Raw genomic sequence first — 18,638 nt, forward strand, 5'->3', positions numbered from 1 at the left:
ATTAGTAAACACATGGAACTTGAGAGATGGAATACCAAACATGAGTGTTGCATACGTTTGAACCAATCTTGTGATCTTTCATAAGGAGGGGAAACATGTTTAGGTATTATTTGTCCATTGCTATTTTTTGTGTGATCTTGACTATTTTTACACTTTTTCTTTCTGATCATGCCGTCACGTTGGCAACCATTTTTATGGGTTTCGCGGGTGCGTTCCTGGCGATCAGTTTTATCACTTCCGGTTCTGAATCCCGCTGGTGATTTAGTAAGATCTTCATTTGAAAATCATTGATGGAACGGGTGAACCGATTCGTTGGGTTTGATATTTAGAATCGCAGGAACGATACGTTCCGCCTCTTGATTGATGCGAATCATCGTTGCGCCTGTACGCGACGCAACCTTGGGCAACTGATTGCAGGGAGCCATTTCCAAGCGGGTTCCAATAATCAAAAGAACATCCGAACGTCCAACCCAATCGACAGCCGACGAGAAGTGATGTACCTCCTCGCCGACCAATACGATATTCGGTTTGAGTCGTCCCTGGCAGGACGGACATAACGGAAAGTTGTCCGTCCTGGCCAAATCGCTCGAAAAAATGGAATCGCAACCCAAACAAATCAATTCACGGAGATTTCCATGAAGTTCAATGACATGGGGACTGCCCGCTTCCTGGTGTAAACCATCTATGTTCATGGTGATGATCGGTATTTGCCAGCGTGCAAGTGCAAGATGAGCTGGATTTGGTTTCGCTGCATTCCATCCCAACAGGACTTCCCTATAACAACGATAAAAACGGTCAGGTTCGTTAAGAAATAAATGTAAAGTAAAGATTTCGCGCAAAGGAATTCCTCTCCAACGAGAGGAAACTGTTGGAAGACCACTCGCTACCGAGATTCCGGCACCCGTGATAGCAAGAGGATGACGGGCTGATTGAATGATACGTTTCCACTTCTCGATCAAACCCCTTCCCCCTTTGAATTCACGTTGTTATGCTCAGTGTTCACCATTTGTACGGTGATTCATTCCTTGTGGTCAGCCCCGACTGCCTGTTGAATATTCGTAAATCCGTCGCGTTCCATTAACTCAAGTAAACGTTTGTTGATTGATTTTACGATTCCTGGTCCTTCATAAATCATCCCTGTATAAATTTGCACGAGACTTGCCCCGGCCCGAATTTTTTCGTATGCATCATCACCTGTAAAGACTCCGCCAACTCCAATGATCGGTATTTTCCGACCCACTTCACGATAAATTTCCCGAATCCATTCTGTCGCACGTCTCGCTAGAGGCCGACCGCTCAAACCGCCTGCCTGTTCCGCGAAAGAATGGACTTGTAATCCCTCTCTCGATAATGTCGTATTCGTGGCAATGATGCCGGAAATTCCTTCAGACACTGCTACTTGTACAATATCCTTCATGTGCTCTTTGGACATATCCGGGGCAATTTTCAGAAGAATGGGTTTTGCCTGGAATCCATACTTTTCAAGTTCTTTTGTTTTCGTGCGGATGGCTCGCAAAAGTCGGCTCAACTTCTCAGTTTCTTGTAAGTCTCTCAAATTGGGAGTGTTCGGTGAACTGACATTTATGACAAAATAATGCCCGTATGAATAAAGCACGTCCAAACATTTTTGATAATCACCGGCCGCATCTTCGTTCGCGGTCATTTTATTTTTCCCAATGTTAATTCCAATCGGAACCCCCGCACTTACATAATTTTTGAGATGTTTCGCCGCTACCGATGCACCAAGGTTATTAAATCCCATACGATTAATAACCGCTTGATCAGGCACGGAGCGAAACAAGCGTGGCTTTTCATTCCCCGGCTGTCCCACCGGTGTCAAAGTCCCAACTTCAATAAATCCGAAGCCGAGTGCCGCCAATGCATGATAAACTTCGGCATTTTTATCGAATCCAGCAGCGAGTCCAACAGGATTTGGAAAATGAATTCCCAAAACATGCGTATGTAACCGTTCGTCTTCCAACCCGTACACAGAACGTAAAAGTGCTTTTGCTCCCGCTATGTTATTAGCCAATTTCAATGCTGATACGGTACGTTCATGGGCAACTTCCGCATCGAGTGTAAAAAGATATTTCCTAATGAATTTGTACATCCATTCCACTCCTATACCGTAGTGACTTTATATAATTTAGAGCATATCACATTTTGTCGGAATCACACGCCATAAACTACTGACGTCTTTTCATTTTCGTCCACAAACTTCCCGCAAATGTCTCGTATACTTGACTTGGCATCGAAACGCTGTGAATAGGCTTCATATACCACTCCTATTTTTCGCATGAGCAATGCCATAAGAATTCTTCGTTTTCGTATCTTTCATTCAGTTAGAAACTCGAAAAGCATCCGCGATCACGCAGATGCTTTTCGGATCAATATTATGGAATTATGAAATGTAAAAGTGCAGCAGGGTTACATTCAGATGTCGAATTCACAGGCAATGTCGTCTGCGTAAGTTTGCCTGATTTCTTGTTCCGTATTCATCATAAACGGGCCGCGTACGACTCATACGGTATGATCCATTCAAAGGTGAAAATTAGAACAAAACGTAGGTGCCAGGGCCGATCATAGCGACGCCTAACGCAACAGCAATCAGCACCAAGTTGTATTCGAATCCACCTTTGTCAACCCAATATCCGTTTTGTCCATGAACTTTAACAATGGCAACCAGCATCGTTAGAACGATCAAGATGGCACCAATCCACGTCAATACACCTGCAGCAAAAAGCGCTCCTACTACAAGTTCACTTAATCCCGCCAAAACAGCCATAGGCACCCCGGGTTTCACCCCAATGGACTCCAGCCAACCACCGGTTCCTTTTGGTCCATATCCCCCGAACCATCCAAACAGTTTCTGAGCCCCATGCCCCATAAATGAAAGACCGACAACCAAACGAATCATCAATAAACCGAGATTCATCATCACAATTCTTCCTTTCATATAGTTTTTGAGTAAAATTAATTTACTTATCTTATGTTAGTAAGATACAGTGTTTACTTACTTTTGTCAAGAAACTATGATAAAATAATTCAGGAAATGATGTACCATGAAAAATCATCGGCTATGCCCAAAATTCGAAGCAGCGTTTGAATTGCTCGGAAAAAACGATGGACAGGCTTGATTATCCGGACTCTGCAGGACGGTCCAAAGCGGTTTAAGGACATTTCCGAGATGATCCCGACGATGAGCGACAAAATGCTGGTAGAACGTTTAAAAGAGTTAGAAACGGCAGGAATTCTGTCTTCGTCATGTTTATCCGGAAACCCTGTGAGAATTGAATATGGGTTGACAGAAATGGGGAAAGCGTTGCAACCTGTCATGGACGAGGTACAACAATGGGCAGAATCATGGGTGAAGTAAAGAGAATCGATAGCATGTCGTGTCTTTTCGTTGTTATCCTAAAAAAGAAAAGCGCCCCAACGGACGCTTTTCGCTAACAACAGCGGGTGACACCGCCGCTTTCATAGCGGTCTTTCAACGCTCTCATATAGAACTCTTTCTCGCTCAAAACAGGTTGATCTGGGTGTGTTTCCTTATGATGTTGCAAGTAACGTTCATAATCAGGCATTCCAAAGATCGTTTTGATACCGGAACGAGCTTTGCTCATCCATCCAAAGACCGTTTTCACGCAGGATTCCCTCCCACCTCTAGCAGGGTAATAAATCCTCTTTAAATATTCGATGGAACAAACGGTGCTTCATGGAGAACCGGTTTTTGTTTGTCACTCAGTATATTGTACCACACGCGAATCGAATCCAGGACCACCAGAACTACAACGACGATAAAGATCCCCGTCACAAGCGCATCCAGACGATCATTGAAAACAATCTGTTGCATTTGCGCCATCGATTTTGCCGGTGCCAGTACTTTTCCGCTCTCAATGGCTTGCTGAAACTTATTGGCATGTGCAAGGAAACCAATCTGCACATCGGATGAGAAGATCTTCATCAGACCAGCACCCAGTGTGGTCGTTAACAGCCAAGCCATAGGCAGAAGGGTTACCCAAGCATAGCGTGCCTTGCCCATTTTAATCAAGATCGTCGTTGCTACTGCGAAAGCGATACCCGCTAGCATTTGATTGGCAATTCCAAATAAGGCCCATAAGGAATTGATACCACCAAACGGATCCGTCACGCCTTGATACAAGAAATACCCCCATCCGAGGACAATCAATGCAGAAGCAATTATATTATAACGGATATCTTCCGTGCGTCCGAAATCTTTCCATACGTTACCGAGCAAATCCTGTATCATGAAACGTCCGATCCGTGTACCGGCATCAATGGTAGTCAAAATAAACACGGCTTCAAAAAGGATGGCGAAGTGATACCAGAAAGCGGTAAACCCACCCATAAATTTCGAGAAAATCACGGCCATGCCTACAGCAAGAGTAGGCGCTCCTCCCGTACGCGACAGGAGAGATTTTTCCCCAATCTCATGTGTCAATTGGGTGATTTGCTCAGGTGTAACGGCAAAGCCCCAGTTAGAGATGACGGAAGCCGCTTTCGCAACATCAGTACCGATGACCGCAGCCGGCGAATTCATAGCAAAGTATATACCGGGTTCCAATGCTGTCGCGGCGATCATCGCCATGATCGCGACAGCAGATTCCATGAGCATGCCACCGTACCCGATCATACGAGAATGGGATTCCTTTTCCAACATCTTCGGCGTAGTGCCTGAGGACACCAACGAATGGAACCCTGAAATCGCTCCACACGCGATCGTAATGAACAAAAAGGGAAAGAGCGGTCCGGCAAATACTGGACCGGTTCCGTCGACAAAGCGTGAAATCGCCGGCATCTTCAGATCTGGTAAAACGATAAGAATTCCAAGCGCCAGGATAAAAATAGTTCCCACTTTCAAAAAGGAACTGAGATAATCGCGCGGCGCCAACAACAGCCATACAGGCAAGACTGATGCGATAAAACCATAGATCATCATTAGGATCGCGAGCGTTTTCCCATCGAACGTAAAATATGCAGCCAACGGGGAAGCGGCCACTTTTTGTCCCAAATATAGGGCGAACATCAGCAAGACAAATCCGATGAACGAACCTTCTAATACACGACCGGGTCGGACAAAACGCATATATATACCCATGATGATCGCGATCGGTATCGTCATGGCAATCGTAAAGGTTCCCCAAGGCGAACCTTTGAGTGCATTCACGACAACCATCGCCAATACGGCTATCAAGATAATCATAATTGAGATAATACCGATTGATCCGATAATTCCGGATACAGGTCCGATCTCTTCTTTTGCCATCTGACCGAGTGACTTGCCATTACGACGCATGGAACCCATGAGGACAACGAAATCCTGTACCGCTCCACCAAGTAAGACGCCGATCAGAATCCACAATGTCCCTGGTAGATAGCCCATCTGGGCGGCCAAGATCGGTCCGACAAGAGGCCCTGCACCCGCAATCGCCGCAAAATGATGCCCGAACAGGATCCACTTGTTCGTAGGTACGAAATCCTTACCGTCGTTTACCACTTCAGCCGGTGTAGCTCTGCCATCGTTCAATTGAAAAACGCGGTAAGCAATGAATTTACTATAAAAGCGATAACCGATCGAGTAAGTACATACTGCCGCAATAATCATCCAGGCAGCGGAAACTGTTTCTCCTTTGTGCCATGCCAGTGTCGCGAAAGCAAGCGCTCCCAGCACGGAGATGATCGTCCATACAACAATGGACAGCAATCGTTTACTCATCCCTCGTCCCCCTTGAAATATTATTAAAATTTTCCGTCATACGAAAGTTGATAAACCTTTCTATATGAACGAAAAGAAATCCTAATTAAAATTATATATCAATTTAAAAATTGCGCAATTAAGCTAAGATGCAGTCACTTACCAGTGATGCATCTTAGCTCTCCATGGCATGTGATTACCCATTGATGCGAAAACGGTCATTGACAAACGGATTGGATTCCCTTTCCGCACCAATCGTTGTCGATGGACCGTGTCCAGGGTAAACGATTGTTTCATTCGGCAACGTATACAGTTTCGTTTCAATGCTCGAAATGAGATCATCGAGATTACCTTCCGGCAGATCCGTACGCCCGATTCCTCCTGCGAATAAGGTATCTCCCGCAAATACGTACCCATCCATAATATAGACGACATGTCCCGGAGTATGGCCTGGTGTAAATGCAACGCGAATCGTTTGCTCGCCAAAAGGGATCGTGTCACCTTCTTGTACGAAACCGTCCGCAGGCGGCCCTTCGATCAATCCTGCCTGCGGCCAATGGGCTGAACGGTTTAATTGTGGATCGGTCAACCAGTTCTCTTCGCGCTTATGGATAAGAATCTCCGCTCCTGTCGCTTCTTTAACGGCTTGCAGTCCCCCGATGTGATCTAAATGGCCATGTGTTAGCAGTATCCGTTCTACTTGCAGGCCCTCTTCTTGTATCACACGCAAAACTGGGGTCGGATGATAGCCAGGATCAACCACGATCGCTTTATTCTCTTTTTCATCAATTAACAAGTAGCAGTTTGTTTGAAAAGGGCCTAACGCGAAAGAACGAATGTTCATGTTTACACCTCCAACGATTCTACCAATCCTTCCATTGGCGAGCTAGCCGACGCATATCTTTTCTTCGCAATGCGTCCTGCCAGATACCCTTTGCGCCCCGCTTCGACCGCAAGTTTCATCGCTTCTGCCATCAGCACCGCATCTTTGGCGCCCGATACGGCTGTATTCAAGAGGACACCGTCAGCGCCCAGTTCCATCGCATATGCGACATCAGCAGGCGAACCAACCCCCGCATCCACGATGACGGGGACCTTTGCTTCTTCGATAATAAAGCGGAGATAATGCGGGTTCAAGATGCCTAAGCCTGAACCGATAGGCGCGGCACCCGGCATGACTGCGTGTGCCCCCACTTCCTGCAGTTTGCGGGCGAGTATCGGATCATCCGATGTATAAGGGAGTACTGTGAAACCTTCATTGACAAGGATTTCGGTAGCCTTTAAGGTTTCGATCGGATCCGGCAACAATGTCCGCGGATCACCGATGACTTCAACCTTGATCATGTCACAGAGCCCTGATGCTTTAGCCAAGCGGGCGATCCTGACCGCTTCCTCCGCCGTCGTAGCCCCGGCCGTATTCGGAAGCAACGTGTAACGCTTAAGATCCAGCCGTTCCAAAAAGTTTGGCTCATGCGGGTTTTCTAGGTTTAAACGGCGGACAGCAAATGTTAGAACTTCTGTTCCCGACACCTCCACCGCCCGAGATTGTATGTCCAAATCGTTAAATTTTCCGGTTCCCAGAAATAGACGCGAGTTGAATTTATGATCGCCAATTTTTAGTATATCCTGTTTTTCCATGGTTCTCCACTCCTTTTTTGTCAAGATTTATTTCCCTCCGCCAACAAAATGAACGATTTCAATGCGATCTCCTGCTTTCACCTGTCTCGCAGTATATTTGTCTCGCGGAACGATTTCCAAATTATGCTCGACGACGATAATCTTCTCACTAAGTCCGAAATGCCCGATCACATCTGCGATCGTTCGCACTCCTTCCAATGTATGCGACTTCCCGTTAATAATCAGTTCCATCCCTCTCCCCCTTTCCATACACCGGTATTCCGGCTACCTTATCTATCATCCACACCTTGATCGCACGATTTCTGCGATCCTACTCTTACAGCGCAGATCATACCTCTATGTAAATGGATGGATGAGGCGTTAATGTGCCATTACGACGATCGAATTTACGTCTACATCATCCGGTTGACTGAATTGTCCATAAATGAACAAGCCGATAAGCGCCATGATACCGATAAAGGAAAGAATACGAAACACAAAAACACCTCCATCCCTCATTGTACAATGAAAAGTATACATTCGACCAGAAGGATCAAGATGTAGACGGGATATACTCGATTGTGAATGATTTGCAAAATTGACATATTTAAAATGATATAAAAAAACCACCCGACAATCTCGAGTGGTTTACTCTACTATCTTTAACTAGAATATCAAATTTTTTCTTTTCCCAATAACCGAAAATGTTCTACTTTGAGGCATGCATCCTGAACACCGATGATCCCAGCATCTTGCAGACGGTTCATCGCCTCATCGTTTACGACACCTTTTTGTAACCAGACCATCTTGGGTTTTGGATCCATCGCCAACACATCGTCAACGATTTCAGCGACTTTTTCACTTCTGCGGAACACATCCACAATATCGACAGGCCCTTGTACATCCTGCAGCGAGGGGCAGGTCTTACGTCCGAGTGTTTCACGAATATTAGGGTTTACAGGCACCAACTGATAACCCTGTGATTGTAAATATGAACCCACTTCATAACTGGCTTTGTGCGGGTCATCCGAAAGTCCCACGACAGCGATCGCTTTTGCATCACGCAGCACATTTACCAATACTTCATCAGGCGGATTGGAATACATCAAAAAACCTCCTTGTCCAGGCTCTTGACTTTTAGAATCCCCAAATGAACGATCCTCATGCTTACCAAAGGTACTTGACCCCGTACCTTCCTTTTCTTGTTTGAAAGATCCCGACATACTGCGGTTCATGTGGAGCTTGTATCCACCAGTTCTCTCGAATCCTTGCGGCCAAACACCCGGCCTGAAACTTGCTTTCATATAACTTTCCGTAATACACCCAAGGCATCGTTTGAGTCTCTCCCCAATCATCAAGTTTCGTTTATAGTGTACCCATATCTTCCACTCATCTTCACATTAATTTCCTACCATAACGCCAACTCCAAGGGGAATGATAGTAGCAAGAGGTGATATTTATGGGAAATCATCGAGCTCTAACTGCCGCTCTCGTAAGCTGTCTCCTTTTTGCGATAGGTTGTCAACCTGCCGCGACCGAACGCACACCGAAAGCCACACCGGACGGAGTGCAAAAATATGACCAGGTGAGAACCCCATCTGCCGAACATGCTCCGCAAGTAACCGAGGCACCTGACAAACCGGCGCATCCGGAGCAGCATCAAGGAAAAATAAATGCACCCAAGATCGAGTCGAGAATGTCCGAGCAAGCGAATCTCACGGAAATGGCCAATCGGATCGCGCAAGAATGTACGAGAGTGAAGGGTGTATCCAAGGCGTACGTATTGCTGTCAGGAAAGACAGCTCTCATTGGCGTCGACCTTGATTCAAAGATTACAGGTTCGAAAATCGACTCGATAAAATACTCGGTCAAGGAAGCAGCTGAACGGATAGGTCCCGGGTATCATGCAGTCGTATCTGCCGATTTGGATACGGTGACACGTATTCGTAATCTGGCAACCGGTGTGCGAGCAGGCAGACCTACATCCACTTTTTCTGATGAAGTGGCAGACATCCTCAGCCGCTTGCTTCCCGAAACATAAAAGAAACGGAGACACTCTATTCAGGTGTCTCCGTTTTCTCCCGTGTCTTTCGCGATCGGCAACAGGACAATGAACGATGTGCCGACTCCGATTTCACTCTTCACCACAATGTCACCCTGATGTCTCAGTACAATGTTTCGAGCGATCGATAGCCCCAGACCCGTCCCTCCTTTCGAACGGGTTCTTGCTTTGTCCGCTTTATAAAAACGCTCAAAAATGAACGGCAAGTCTTCCGGCGGTATACCTGTCCCGGTATCGCGTACGGTTGTGCGAATAAAGTTCCCTTCTTGCATCATCTCAAGTGTGACAGTACCCCCTCGCGGGGTATAGCGAAGAGCATTGTCCACTAAATTAATAAAAACTTGTTCCAATCGATCGGCATCTGCACATACCTGATAAGAGCCATCCTCTGCAATACTCACGCGCAATTCAACGCCATTATCATGCGCGAGAGCGACAAACTTACGTCCCACTTTTTTTAAGACGGAACGCATGTCCACGAGACTGGTATTCATTTGAAATTGACCGGATTCCAGTTGGGCCAGGTCCAGCAAATCATTGACCAAACGCCTCATGCGATGCGTCTCGTCCAATATGATTTGTGCCAATTCCCGCCTCTGTTCAGGATCGTCACCAAAATCATCGATCAATGCCTCACTGTATCCTTGCATCATGGCAAGTGGTGTACGTAATTCATGGGAGACGTTCGCGACGAAATCTTTACGCAGGCGATCCAGTGTTTTCTCTTCAGTAATATCGCGAAAGACGGCAACCACACCTCTCACGATTTCTTCTCCCGGCTCGTATAATGGAGTCATCGTGATTGCGATCGAACGCCCTTTCCAAACCTGCTCCACTTCATGAACCTGCCGTTTCTGTAACACGAGCTGTTCAAGTTCCCACAATTCTTGAGGAAGCCTTTGCTCATCTGCTCTTCCGGTACCTTGAATCCAGAGACTGCGCAACCATCGTTTCGCGGGTGGATTCGCCAAAATCACATGACCGTTCAAATCAGCGGAAACTACCCCCGAGGTGATCGATGTGAGGATTCCCGCCAACTGTTCCTTCTCTTTCGATAAATGATTGATCGTGTCTTCCAGCTTATATGCCAGTGCGTTCAGGGTCATTCCAAGCTGACCCACTTCATCTTGTGTGACCACATTCACTTTTCCGTGAAAATCCCCTTCCGCCATTCGTTCCGCTACTCGATTCATCTGAATGAGCGGTCGCGACAAGTTTTTTGAGACGACAAAGGCTAGACCCGTCGCCAGTACGATTCCCAAACCGGCGGCAAACAGAATGAGGTCGCGAATCTTGACGATCGCATCTTGGGTCACGGTGATCGGTTGATTCATGAGCAAAAGGCCGTGGAATGTATCATTAACAGTAAGAGGAAAAATTACCCATATATTTTCCGTATCGGTACGGAGTTTCGTGCGCACGTTTAAATCCCGTTCTACGACCGGATTTCCGTTTTTCAACTGATCTTGTTCTTCTTTCGGCAAATTCTTGAGAACATCTTTTGTTTCCACATCAAGAGGGCCGGTGATTAAAATGTGGCTATTCGATTCTGCCGCCAATAAATTAGCGACTCGCATCGCCAAGTCTCTGTCCGGTTCGTTCAAAATCAATTGATGAATATAATCCGCTTTCTTCACCAACTCGTCAGCGTGTGTTTTGTAAAAATAGGAATCAAATAATTGTTCGAGAAAGACGGATAATAAGGTCAGCACGATGACAACAAGTCCGATAATCGTCAGCCATAACTTGGCAACGACACTGTTCCGAATCACTCGCTCACCTCAAATTTGTAGCCGACTCCCCAAACGGTCACGATCATGGATGACACTTTTTCGGAAACTCTCCCCAGTTTTTCACGCAACCTTTTGATATGCGTGTCCACCGTACGCTGATCCCCGTAGAACTGATAGTTCCAAACATCGCGCAAAAGTTCTTCCCTTGAGAACACTTTATCGGGCCGTTGAGCCAGATAGCATAAGAGTTCAAATTCTTTGGGTGTCAGTTGCACTTCCTTGTCTTCTACAAGCACTCGGCGCGACTCCATATTTATGGTCAATCCAGGAAAGGTTAAGCTATGCCCAATCTGTGCCGGCTCTGCGGACACACCTTGAGACACGCTTCTTTTCAAAAGCGCCTTCACGCGCATGACCAGTTCCCGGGGAGAAAACGGCTTCACCACATAATCATCCGCTCCCAATTCAAACCCATGAATACGGCTCATCTCATCCCCAGCTGCCGTTAACATAATGACAGGCGTATCTTTATACTGTCGCAATTGTGCGCATACGTCCCGCCCGTCCATCCCTGGCAGCATGAGATCCAATATGATTAACGCATAATCGTCATTCAGCGCTTTCGCCAGAGCTTCTACGCCATCTTCCGCTTCATCTACAACGAAAGCGTTGCGTTCCAGATACATCCGCACCAAACGGCGAATACGTTCTTCATCGTCTACAACCAAAATTCTCATTTGTTCCATTTTGCTCACTCCGTTCTTCATACCTTTCCCGTCCTCCTCTATTTTCCCAGAAAAGGACTGGAACCTGCAAGCATCACGTTCATTTACAGGAAAATAGAGAGCATTTTCACCTCTTGCTATTTCCCGGCATATATGAAAAGAAAGAAAATCTTTATGTATCAATAATAAAGGGGGATCGATTATGCCGGTTCTCGGCATCCTCACCGATCACCCGTACCCACTTCCCCGATCATTCGCTCGATTCTGTAGTCTTGGCGAAAAAATAGGCCTGGAAGTGTATTTTTTCCTGCCAGGTGCTGTCGATTGGAAAAGCGGCCGGTTATGGGCGATCCTCTGGAATGGAACCACTTGGATTCGCGAATGGGTGGTTCTCCCCGATATGATCTACAACCAGGTCAAATATCGTCACATCGCAAACAGTCATTTTTGTTTGCGTGATCTCCATGGATTCCAAAACCGCTCCATTCCCGTGTTGAACCCCTATTACTTTGACAGGTGGGCCGTACACCAAACCCTCTTCGAGAAAGTCTGTCTACGACCATACTTACCTGAGACAATCTGCTGGGATTATCGGCATGATTCTCTAAGCCACTTTCTTACGCAGCATACGACTTTGTTCGTAAAATTGCGGCACGGCTCAAAAAGCCGCGGTATTTTTCGTCTGCGTTACCATCAAGGTGCTTATGAATTAAAAGGATTAAACCGTTCTGGACGCATCCATACAGGAATGTACGATACGATCGAAAAAGTGGTTGCATATTTGCAAAAAAGTTTGGCCAAGGAGTTGTGTCTCATTCAAAGAGGAATTGCGATCGAAGACGAAAAAGGATATCGATCCGATACCCGTTTCTTGCTGCAACGGAGTACAAGCGAGGAGTGGGAAGTGACTTGCGCGTACCGGAAGACCGCCTCACCCAGGCACGTCGTGACCGGATTGGCGAGCGGCGCGATACATGAATTTCTTCCTGATCACGCGCGAGATGTCCACGCGACTTCACTCGCTGTGCAAACGGCTGATCAATTGGCAAAGAACATAGGTCCTTTATGCGAAATCACATTAGATATTGGCCGTGACCCTGAAGGACGCCTGTTTCTCCTGGAAGCAGACGCCCATTATTCCCGCCAGCCCCTGCCTCGAAAGATTCGCATTCTTTCGATGTCAAAACCCCTGCTCTACGCGAAGCATATCATTTGTTCGCAAACATGAAAAAGGCTCCAATCGAAAGCGAAAAAGCCTAATCTTGCCGCAGCAAGTCTAGGCTTTTTCTTTGACGCTCGGTCCTTCATCCGGTACTCCGGAAACACCCGTCGCTTGCATCAACTTACGTACTTCCTCTTTGGTTAGATGCCTATACTCCCCCGGCTTCAAGTGACCCAAAGTGAGAAAAGCAAACTTCACCCTTCGAAGTGTTCGAACAGGATGTCCGACCGCTTCACACATTCTTCGCACCTGACGATTCCTTCCTTCGTGAATCGTGATCTCAAGCAACGTTTGTCCTCCAGATTCTTTCAATCGTTTGACACGCGCGGGTGCAGTCATCCCGTCCTCAAGAAGCACACCTCTAGAAAGCTTGAGAATCGCTTCGTCAGAAACGAACCCTTCTACTTGCGCGCGATATGTTTTATAAATTTTGCGGCTGGGATGGAGTAACGCATTTGTAAGCATTCCGTCATTTGTGAGCAGGAGAAGTCCGCTCGTATCGATATCCAACCGTCCAACCGGGAAAATGCGCTCTTTCACGCCTTCGATCAGGTCTAATACCGTTTTCCTTCCCTGTGGGTCAGACACGGTTGTGACCACACCCCGCGGCTTAAAGAGCAAGAGATACACATGCCGTTCTCGTTGAATGGGTCTTCCGTCCACTGCGATACGATCCATGTGCGGATCCGCTTTCGTGCCCAACTCTGTAACCACATGTCCATTCACCGTTACGCGTCCTTCCAAAATCAACTGTTCACATTTACGCCGGGAAGCAACTCCAGCTTGTGCGAGCACTTTTTGCAATCGTTCCATATGATCAACTTCACCGTCCAGATTAAACTCACCACAATCTCATTCATTATAGACGGCATATGTCCACTCTCGCAAATCGACACGTTTACTTAAAAAGCCATTTGACAACCATGACCGAAAAGATAGCCGCCGCCAAATCGGCCAATAGTCCCACTTTAACCGCATAACGGGCTTTTTGGATACCTACCGATCCGAAATAAACGGTTAATACGTAGAGTGTGGTATCGCTGGATCCTTGTAAGACAGAAGCGATCCTTCCTAACAAGGAATCGGGTCCATGCGTGCGAAAAATATCAAGCATGAAAGCCAGTGACCCCGTTCCGGAAATCGGACGCAAAAATGCCATGGGTACAATTTCGGCAGGTACTCCCAGTTTGTCCAAAAGAGGACGAACAGCAGTCACGAAAAGATCAAACGCTCCCGATTCACTAAAAACGGTTACAGCTACCATCATTCCGACGATATGAGGGAGGATTTGTACCGCTGTAGGAAAACCTTCTTTCGCGCCTTCCACAAACGCTTCATAAAGGGAACTTTGCGAAAGTAACCGATCACGAGAATGACTGCGATCACGACTGGCAATGCCCACGCAGAGATAATGCCTACGACCTCCATCCCGGACCTCCCCCTCTTCGGCTTTCACGTTTACGAAACCAGCGATCCAAAATCACGGCAACAGCTGTTCCCAATGCTGTAGCAATGATCGTTGCCCCTACGATTTCCGTAGGATTTGCAGATTCAAATTGAGAACGGTAAAAAATTACCGTTGCCGGGATAATGGTTATATTGGCCGTATTGATCGCAAGGAGTGTGCACATCGCGTCACTTGCTGTTTTTTTATCCGGATTCAATTCCTGCAATTCTTTCATCGCTTTTAAACCGAGAGGCGTAGCAGCATTTCCCAATCCTAGAATATTCGCACTCATATTGGCAAGTATGGAACCCAATGCAGGATGATCAGGGGGAACCGACGGAAAGAGAAACCGGACGATGGGCCACAAGAGACGCGCAAGCGACTGAACCAGACCTGCTTCCTCGGCGATTTTCATCATCCCTAACCAAAATACGAGAAACGATAGAAGTCCAATGGTTACAGTGATACCCGCTTTCGCACCTGCAAAAACCGCTTGTGTCACCACATCCATCTTCCCCGTCCACGCGCTCACCGCCATACCGATGAGAAGGAGCCCCATCCAAATCACATTGATCATACGCATCCCCCCTACAAGAGCAAAAATCTGGGAAGCATAAACGTTTCACTCCCTGTCCAAAAAAACGTATATCTAAGGTATATGCACCTGTCCAAAAAAAAGAAGCGCCTACAAGGAGCGCTCCTTCATGAAACTGGTGGATTGGTTGACTTCGCTTGACATTCATCATGCTTCATTTTATCTTTCTTGGTCATCGATTGAATTTTTTCGATGAACCCTGGGGCCATATCGATGATTCGTTCGTACAGTTGGGTGGGCCCTTCAGTCGACAGCATCTTGATCTGTCCGTTACCGACTACGAGAAAACCGATTGGAGTAATGGAAACTCCCCCGCCGGCTCCGCCTCCGAATGGCCATCCGCCCTTATTTCCTCCTTCTTGGTGATTTGCTAATCCTTCTGCATTCATATCGAATTCACTGCCACCCGCCGCAAATCCAAATCCCACTTTTGAAATAGGAAGAATCACGGAACCATCGGGCGTTTCAACAGGATCCCCGATAATCGTGTTTACGTCTATCATTTCTTTCAGGTTTTCCATGGCCGTTTGCATCAAGCCTTCGATCGGATGTTCCGCCATATGTGTCCCTCCCTAAGCCAATAAAATACCATCCTAATACCAGCGAACATAGCCTGCCCAACCCAAAACTTAAATATACAGGACACATTTGTGATGAATACCGTTTCATGAAAACGCGGACGCACATCGATACGCGGTTGGGTGTTCAGAGTGAAAAAGTTAGAAATGAGTGACAAGACCGCTCCCTTTACTGACCAAAGGAGCCCAATAAGCGTACCTGTGACTGCCGCATCCCCTATGCCCATTTCTGTCTGCCAGCGAAACTCTTCTACCTTAACTATTCTTAATGTCCTGCGTAACCAAGTTTTATAACCGTAAATATTCTCCAGAGAGAAATACCAAAGCTTTTTGATCTTCTCAATTTTTTCGAGAGTGAGCGTGAAACTCCCTCGTTTTTTCTCCCTTGTCTGCAAACCTCGTGCGATCGTCCAGTTGAGTAACTCTCCAGAATGGACTTTTGCGATCAATTTTGCTGTCGGCATTTCTATCGTGTATGTAATAAAAAGTGCTCGTATCCGTACATAGATATGATCATCTTCTCGAATCCGACTGTAGCGTACATGTACCTGTACCGGAACAAACGCAAACAGAACGATTATCCCCGCTTGGAGAAGAAGAATCCAGTAAAACCAATGCATACCGTACGCCTCCCAAAAAGCTGCACCGCCCCATACTTTTTTATCCTAACCAGAATGTGGCGTACCATACAAAAAAACCTAATCCAGTCATCAGACTGAATTAGGTTTTCGTTTTACTAAATAAAAGTTGCACTTCTTCTTCTACGTCTTCTGGTGGGAAGAGCTCGGGTGGATTCGGCAATTGGGAGAGATCGCGAAGACCAAAGTATTCAAGAAACTCTTTGGTTGTTGCGTACAGAATGGGACGCCCTGGTCCTTCGGCGCGTCCCGACTCTTTTATCAAACGCTTGGCAAGCAAGGTGTTCAGCGCTTTTTCACATTTTACCCCACGGATTTCCTCGATCTCTAAGCGAGTAATCGGTTGTTTATACGCGATGATCGCCAAAGTCTCCAGAGCGGCTTGCGATAATGTGGCATGTTGTGGTTGGTAAGCCAATTTTTCGAAATAAACCGCATGTTCCGGGCGGGTTGTCAGTTGAAAGGCACCGGCAACCTCGACGATTTGTATACCTCGTCCTTCCCGTTCAAAATCGGCTTGTAAATCGTAACACAAATCAAGGACTTCAGCTTCATCCAACTCAAGTATGGAAGCAAGTTGTTTCGCCTCAATACCCTCACTTCCGGAAACAAAAAGAAGCCCTTCAATAACCGCCTTGATCTTTTGATAATCCATACAACCACCTTCAACACTTACATCAAAAAGTCCGAGAAGCCCAGTCTCCTTCTTTCGTCGTAGCAGCGTCTCCCACTGCCCACTCCGTTTTCAGCTCACGCTTCGTTGCTCGTGACTTCTGCTCCTCGAACGGCTTGTCTACTGTTTGTCTTGCCTTTTAGACATACATTTCAATGATGATTTCGGAAAACAGTCGATCCTGCACGCATCGAATCCGTCTTGCTTTCATCAATTCCAAAACGGCGAGAAACGTGACGATAATCTCGGAACGCCTTCGATAACGGGACAATAGAGAAGAAAACAACAGACGCCCGTTTTTTTGCCGTAGTTCTTCTTCGATCTCGCGAACACGTTCTTTGACCGAAACTTCGTCACGTTGTACAGAAGCTTGCGGCTCCTCTTCATCCGCTCTTGCAAGCGCTTGTGTAAACGCATCGAGAAGATCATACAAAGAGATTCCTTCGACCGGGTTCGGATCATCATCGGGAAGATAAACCGTTAGATTTTCGGGAGGTCGCGTGTATACGTGGCTTCGTCCTTCTTCCCGTTGTTTTAATTCCTCCGCCAGCTGCTTGAACTTCTTGTATTCGATTAACCTTTCCATCAAGGCTATACGTGGATCTTCCTCTTCTTCCTGCCATTGATCATCCGTTTCCAGAGTCAATTCGACCGGACGGGGAAGCAGCATCTTGCTCTTGATCGCCAGGAGTGTCGAAGCCATGACAAGGAATTCAGAGGCTACATCCAATTGTAATTCTTGCATGGCTTCCACGTATGACAGATATTGTGCGGTAATCTCCGCGATCGGAATATCGTGGATATCCACTTCCGCCCGTTCAATCAAATGCAAGAGCAGATCGAGCGGACCTTCAAATGCTTGCAATTTAACTTGAATATCCATGGTCAAAAGAGAAAAAGGCGCATCAATCCAAGTATCGGAGGCCAAAGGATCGTACGCCCAAGTACCGGAATAAAGACGATTAACAGCAGGATGAAAGGTCCATAGGTTTCCATCTTGTAAAAGAATCCAAGATGCCGCAGCGGTACAAGCGAACGTAGGATTTTCTCGCCATCCAGCGGATAAAGTGGCAAAAGATTAAAGACAAACAGGGCTACATTGATCATGATCATCGTTGTGAATAACGATGAAAGAATCGCCGCGGTATGCGCGTTCGTGAACATCATTCCCGAAAGACTCTTATAAAGAAGGGCAACGACCGCGGCCAAGAGAAAATTCGCGATAGGACCCATAGCCGCCACGAGAAGAATACCGATTCGCCGACTGCCTTTATACATAGCCGGGTTTGTCGTCACAGGACGAGCCCAACCGAACGGTCCGAACAAAATCATCAGAAATCCTATGGGATCCACATGCTTGAGCGGGTTGAGCGTCAAGCGCCCTTCACGCTCTGGTGTGGGATCTCCGAGCCAATGAGCAGTATACGCGTGAGCACCCTCGTGAACGGCGATCGCGATGAGAAAAGCGATCACACGAATGATGATCTCGTTAAAATCCAGTTGGAACAACAAAAGTCTCCCCTTCCGACGTATCCTGAGAATTCGTTCCTTGGCGGGGTTCACCTGACCTGAGACTTTTCTATTAACGACACGGATCGGCAAACAGATCTAGTATTAGTGAACCTATTATAA

General features: G+C 46.7%; 21 protein-coding genes and 2 pseudogenes. 4 read left to right on the top strand and 19 right to left on the bottom strand.

All coding sequences use genetic code 11. The features are described 5' to 3' along the window. Window positions 1–95 precede the first annotated feature (95 nt). Complete coding sequence (locus tag DNHGIG_RS19395) at window positions 96–260, top strand: hypothetical protein (protein ID WP_282201145.1); 165 nt, start codon at window positions 96–98, stop codon at window positions 258–260. Window positions 261–284: 24 nt separating this feature from the next. Here DNHGIG_RS19395 and DNHGIG_RS19400 read toward each other — a convergent pair whose 3' ends face one another. The 3 genes from DNHGIG_RS19400 to DNHGIG_RS19410 all read right to left on the bottom strand — a co-directional run bounded on the left by DNHGIG_RS19400 (window position 285) and on the right by DNHGIG_RS19410 (window position 2,938). After that, window positions 285–959: an SIR2 family NAD-dependent protein deacylase gene (locus DNHGIG_RS19400; protein WP_282201146.1), complete on the bottom strand. Its 675-nt coding sequence runs from the start codon at window positions 957–959 to the stop codon at window positions 285–287. A 59-nt stretch (window positions 960–1,018) separates the two neighbouring features. Further along, window positions 1,019–2,110: a quinone-dependent dihydroorotate dehydrogenase gene (locus tag DNHGIG_RS19405; protein ID WP_282201147.1), complete on the bottom strand. Its 1,092-nt coding sequence runs from the start codon at window positions 2,108–2,110 to the stop codon at window positions 1,019–1,021. Between the two features lie 441 nt (window positions 2,111–2,551). Next, complete coding sequence (locus DNHGIG_RS19410) at window positions 2,552–2,938, bottom strand: DoxX family protein (protein ID WP_282201148.1); 387 nt, start codon at window positions 2,936–2,938, stop codon at window positions 2,552–2,554. Window positions 2,939–3,062: 124 nt separating this feature from the next. Between DNHGIG_RS19410 and DNHGIG_RS19415 the strand changes: the two are divergent. Next, window positions 3,063–3,376: pseudogene (locus DNHGIG_RS19415) on the top strand (winged helix-turn-helix transcriptional regulator). A 73-nt stretch (window positions 3,377–3,449) separates the two neighbouring features. On the opposite strand, the gene DNHGIG_RS19420 reads toward DNHGIG_RS19415, so the two are convergent. The 6 genes from DNHGIG_RS19420 to DNHGIG_RS19445 all read right to left on the bottom strand — a co-directional run bounded on the left by DNHGIG_RS19420 (window position 3,450) and on the right by DNHGIG_RS19445 (window position 8,439). Beyond that, entirely contained in the window at window positions 3,450–3,623 is a 174-nt protein-coding gene (locus DNHGIG_RS19420) for a YbdD/YjiX family protein (RefSeq protein WP_282201484.1), read from the bottom strand. A 62-nt stretch (window positions 3,624–3,685) separates the two neighbouring features. Then, window positions 3,686–5,737: a carbon starvation CstA family protein gene (locus tag DNHGIG_RS19425; protein ID WP_282201149.1), complete on the bottom strand. Its 2,052-nt coding sequence runs from the start codon at window positions 5,735–5,737 to the stop codon at window positions 3,686–3,688. A 175-nt stretch (window positions 5,738–5,912) separates the two neighbouring features. Beyond that, window positions 5,913–6,560, bottom strand: coding sequence for an MBL fold metallo-hydrolase (locus DNHGIG_RS19430; protein WP_282201150.1), 648 nt, complete (start codon window positions 6,558–6,560; stop codon window positions 5,913–5,915). A gap of 2 nt (window positions 6,561–6,562) precedes the next feature. Then, window positions 6,563–7,354: a thiazole synthase gene (locus DNHGIG_RS19435; protein WP_282201151.1), complete on the bottom strand. Its 792-nt coding sequence runs from the start codon at window positions 7,352–7,354 to the stop codon at window positions 6,563–6,565. 27 nt (window positions 7,355–7,381) lie between these two features. Continuing rightward, window positions 7,382–7,585, bottom strand: a complete 204-nt coding sequence (gene thiS, locus DNHGIG_RS19440) for a sulfur carrier protein ThiS (protein ID WP_282201152.1) — start codon at window positions 7,583–7,585, stop codon at window positions 7,382–7,384. 422 nt (window positions 7,586–8,007) lie between these two features. Further along, window positions 8,008–8,439, bottom strand: coding sequence for a CoA-binding protein (locus tag DNHGIG_RS19445; RefSeq protein ID WP_282201153.1), 432 nt, complete (start codon window positions 8,437–8,439; stop codon window positions 8,008–8,010). A 353-nt stretch (window positions 8,440–8,792) separates the two neighbouring features. Here DNHGIG_RS19445 and DNHGIG_RS19450 point away from each other — a divergent pair, with 353 nt between their 5' ends. Continuing rightward, window positions 8,793–9,374, top strand: a complete 582-nt coding sequence (locus tag DNHGIG_RS19450; RefSeq protein WP_282201154.1) for a YhcN/YlaJ family sporulation lipoprotein — start codon at window positions 8,793–8,795, stop codon at window positions 9,372–9,374. 20 nt (window positions 9,375–9,394) lie between these two features. Here the strand turns inward: DNHGIG_RS19450 and DNHGIG_RS19455 are convergent, their stop codons facing one another. Both DNHGIG_RS19455 and DNHGIG_RS19460 read right to left on the bottom strand, forming a co-directional pair. Beyond that, complete coding sequence (locus DNHGIG_RS19455) at window positions 9,395–11,167, bottom strand: ATP-binding protein (RefSeq protein ID WP_282201155.1); 1,773 nt, start codon at window positions 11,165–11,167, stop codon at window positions 9,395–9,397. After that, window positions 11,164–11,874 (bottom strand): response regulator transcription factor, encoded by a 711-nt coding sequence (locus tag DNHGIG_RS19460; RefSeq protein WP_282201485.1) that lies wholly within the window; start codon window positions 11,872–11,874, stop codon window positions 11,164–11,166. The genes DNHGIG_RS19455 and DNHGIG_RS19460 overlap by 4 nt, the downstream gene beginning before the upstream one ends. A 181-nt stretch (window positions 11,875–12,055) precedes the next feature. Between DNHGIG_RS19460 and DNHGIG_RS19465 the strand changes: the two genes are divergently transcribed. Next, a complete protein-coding gene (locus DNHGIG_RS19465) occupies window positions 12,056–13,081 on the top strand; it encodes a YheC/YheD family protein (protein WP_282201156.1) in 1,026 nt (341 codons plus the stop codon). 48 nt (window positions 13,082–13,129) lie between these two features. Here DNHGIG_RS19465 and DNHGIG_RS19470 read toward each other — a convergent pair whose 3' ends face one another. From DNHGIG_RS19470 to DNHGIG_RS19505, 8 genes and pseudogenes are all read right to left on the bottom strand, one after another. Beyond that, entirely contained in the window at window positions 13,130–13,888 is a 759-nt protein-coding gene (locus DNHGIG_RS19470; RefSeq protein ID WP_282201157.1) for a pseudouridine synthase, read from the bottom strand. Window positions 13,889–13,973: 85 nt separating this feature from the next. After that, window positions 13,974–14,503: pseudogene (locus DNHGIG_RS19475) on the bottom strand (spore maturation protein). Beyond that, window positions 14,491–15,099 carry a nucleoside recognition domain-containing protein gene (locus DNHGIG_RS19480; RefSeq protein WP_282201158.1) on the bottom strand — a complete coding sequence of 203 codons (609 nt, stop codon included), beginning with the start codon at window positions 15,097–15,099 and terminating at the stop codon, window positions 14,491–14,493. Before DNHGIG_RS19480 ends, DNHGIG_RS19475 begins: the two are co-directional and overlap by 13 nt. 125 nt (window positions 15,100–15,224) lie before the next feature. Beyond that, window positions 15,225–15,677 carry a GerW family sporulation protein gene (gene ytfJ / locus DNHGIG_RS19485; protein ID WP_282201159.1) on the bottom strand — a complete coding sequence of 151 codons (453 nt, stop codon included), beginning with the start codon at window positions 15,675–15,677 and terminating at the stop codon, window positions 15,225–15,227. Continuing rightward, window positions 15,650–16,315 (bottom strand): DUF2953 domain-containing protein, encoded by a 666-nt coding sequence (locus tag DNHGIG_RS19490; protein ID WP_282201160.1) that lies wholly within the window; start codon window positions 16,313–16,315, stop codon window positions 15,650–15,652. The genes ytfJ and DNHGIG_RS19490 overlap by 28 nt, the downstream gene beginning before the upstream one ends. A gap of 100 nt (window positions 16,316–16,415) precedes the next feature. Continuing rightward, window positions 16,416–16,988, bottom strand: a complete 573-nt coding sequence (scpB, locus tag DNHGIG_RS19495; protein WP_282201161.1) for an SMC-Scp complex subunit ScpB — start codon at window positions 16,986–16,988, stop codon at window positions 16,416–16,418. A gap of 157 nt (window positions 16,989–17,145) precedes the next feature. Further along, entirely contained in the window at window positions 17,146–17,934 is a 789-nt protein-coding gene (locus DNHGIG_RS19500) for a segregation/condensation protein A (RefSeq protein WP_369414739.1), read from the bottom strand. After that, entirely contained in the window at window positions 17,892–18,515 is a 624-nt protein-coding gene (locus tag DNHGIG_RS19505; protein ID WP_282201162.1) for a site-2 protease family protein, read from the bottom strand. The genes DNHGIG_RS19500 and DNHGIG_RS19505 overlap by 43 nt, the downstream gene beginning before the upstream one ends. Window positions 18,516–18,638 lie beyond the last annotated feature (123 nt).

The sequence above is a fragment of the Collibacillus ludicampi genome (genome assembly GCF_023705585.1).
Taxonomy (GTDB): Bacteria; Bacillota; Bacilli; order Tumebacillales; family BOQE01; genus Collibacillus; species Collibacillus ludicampi.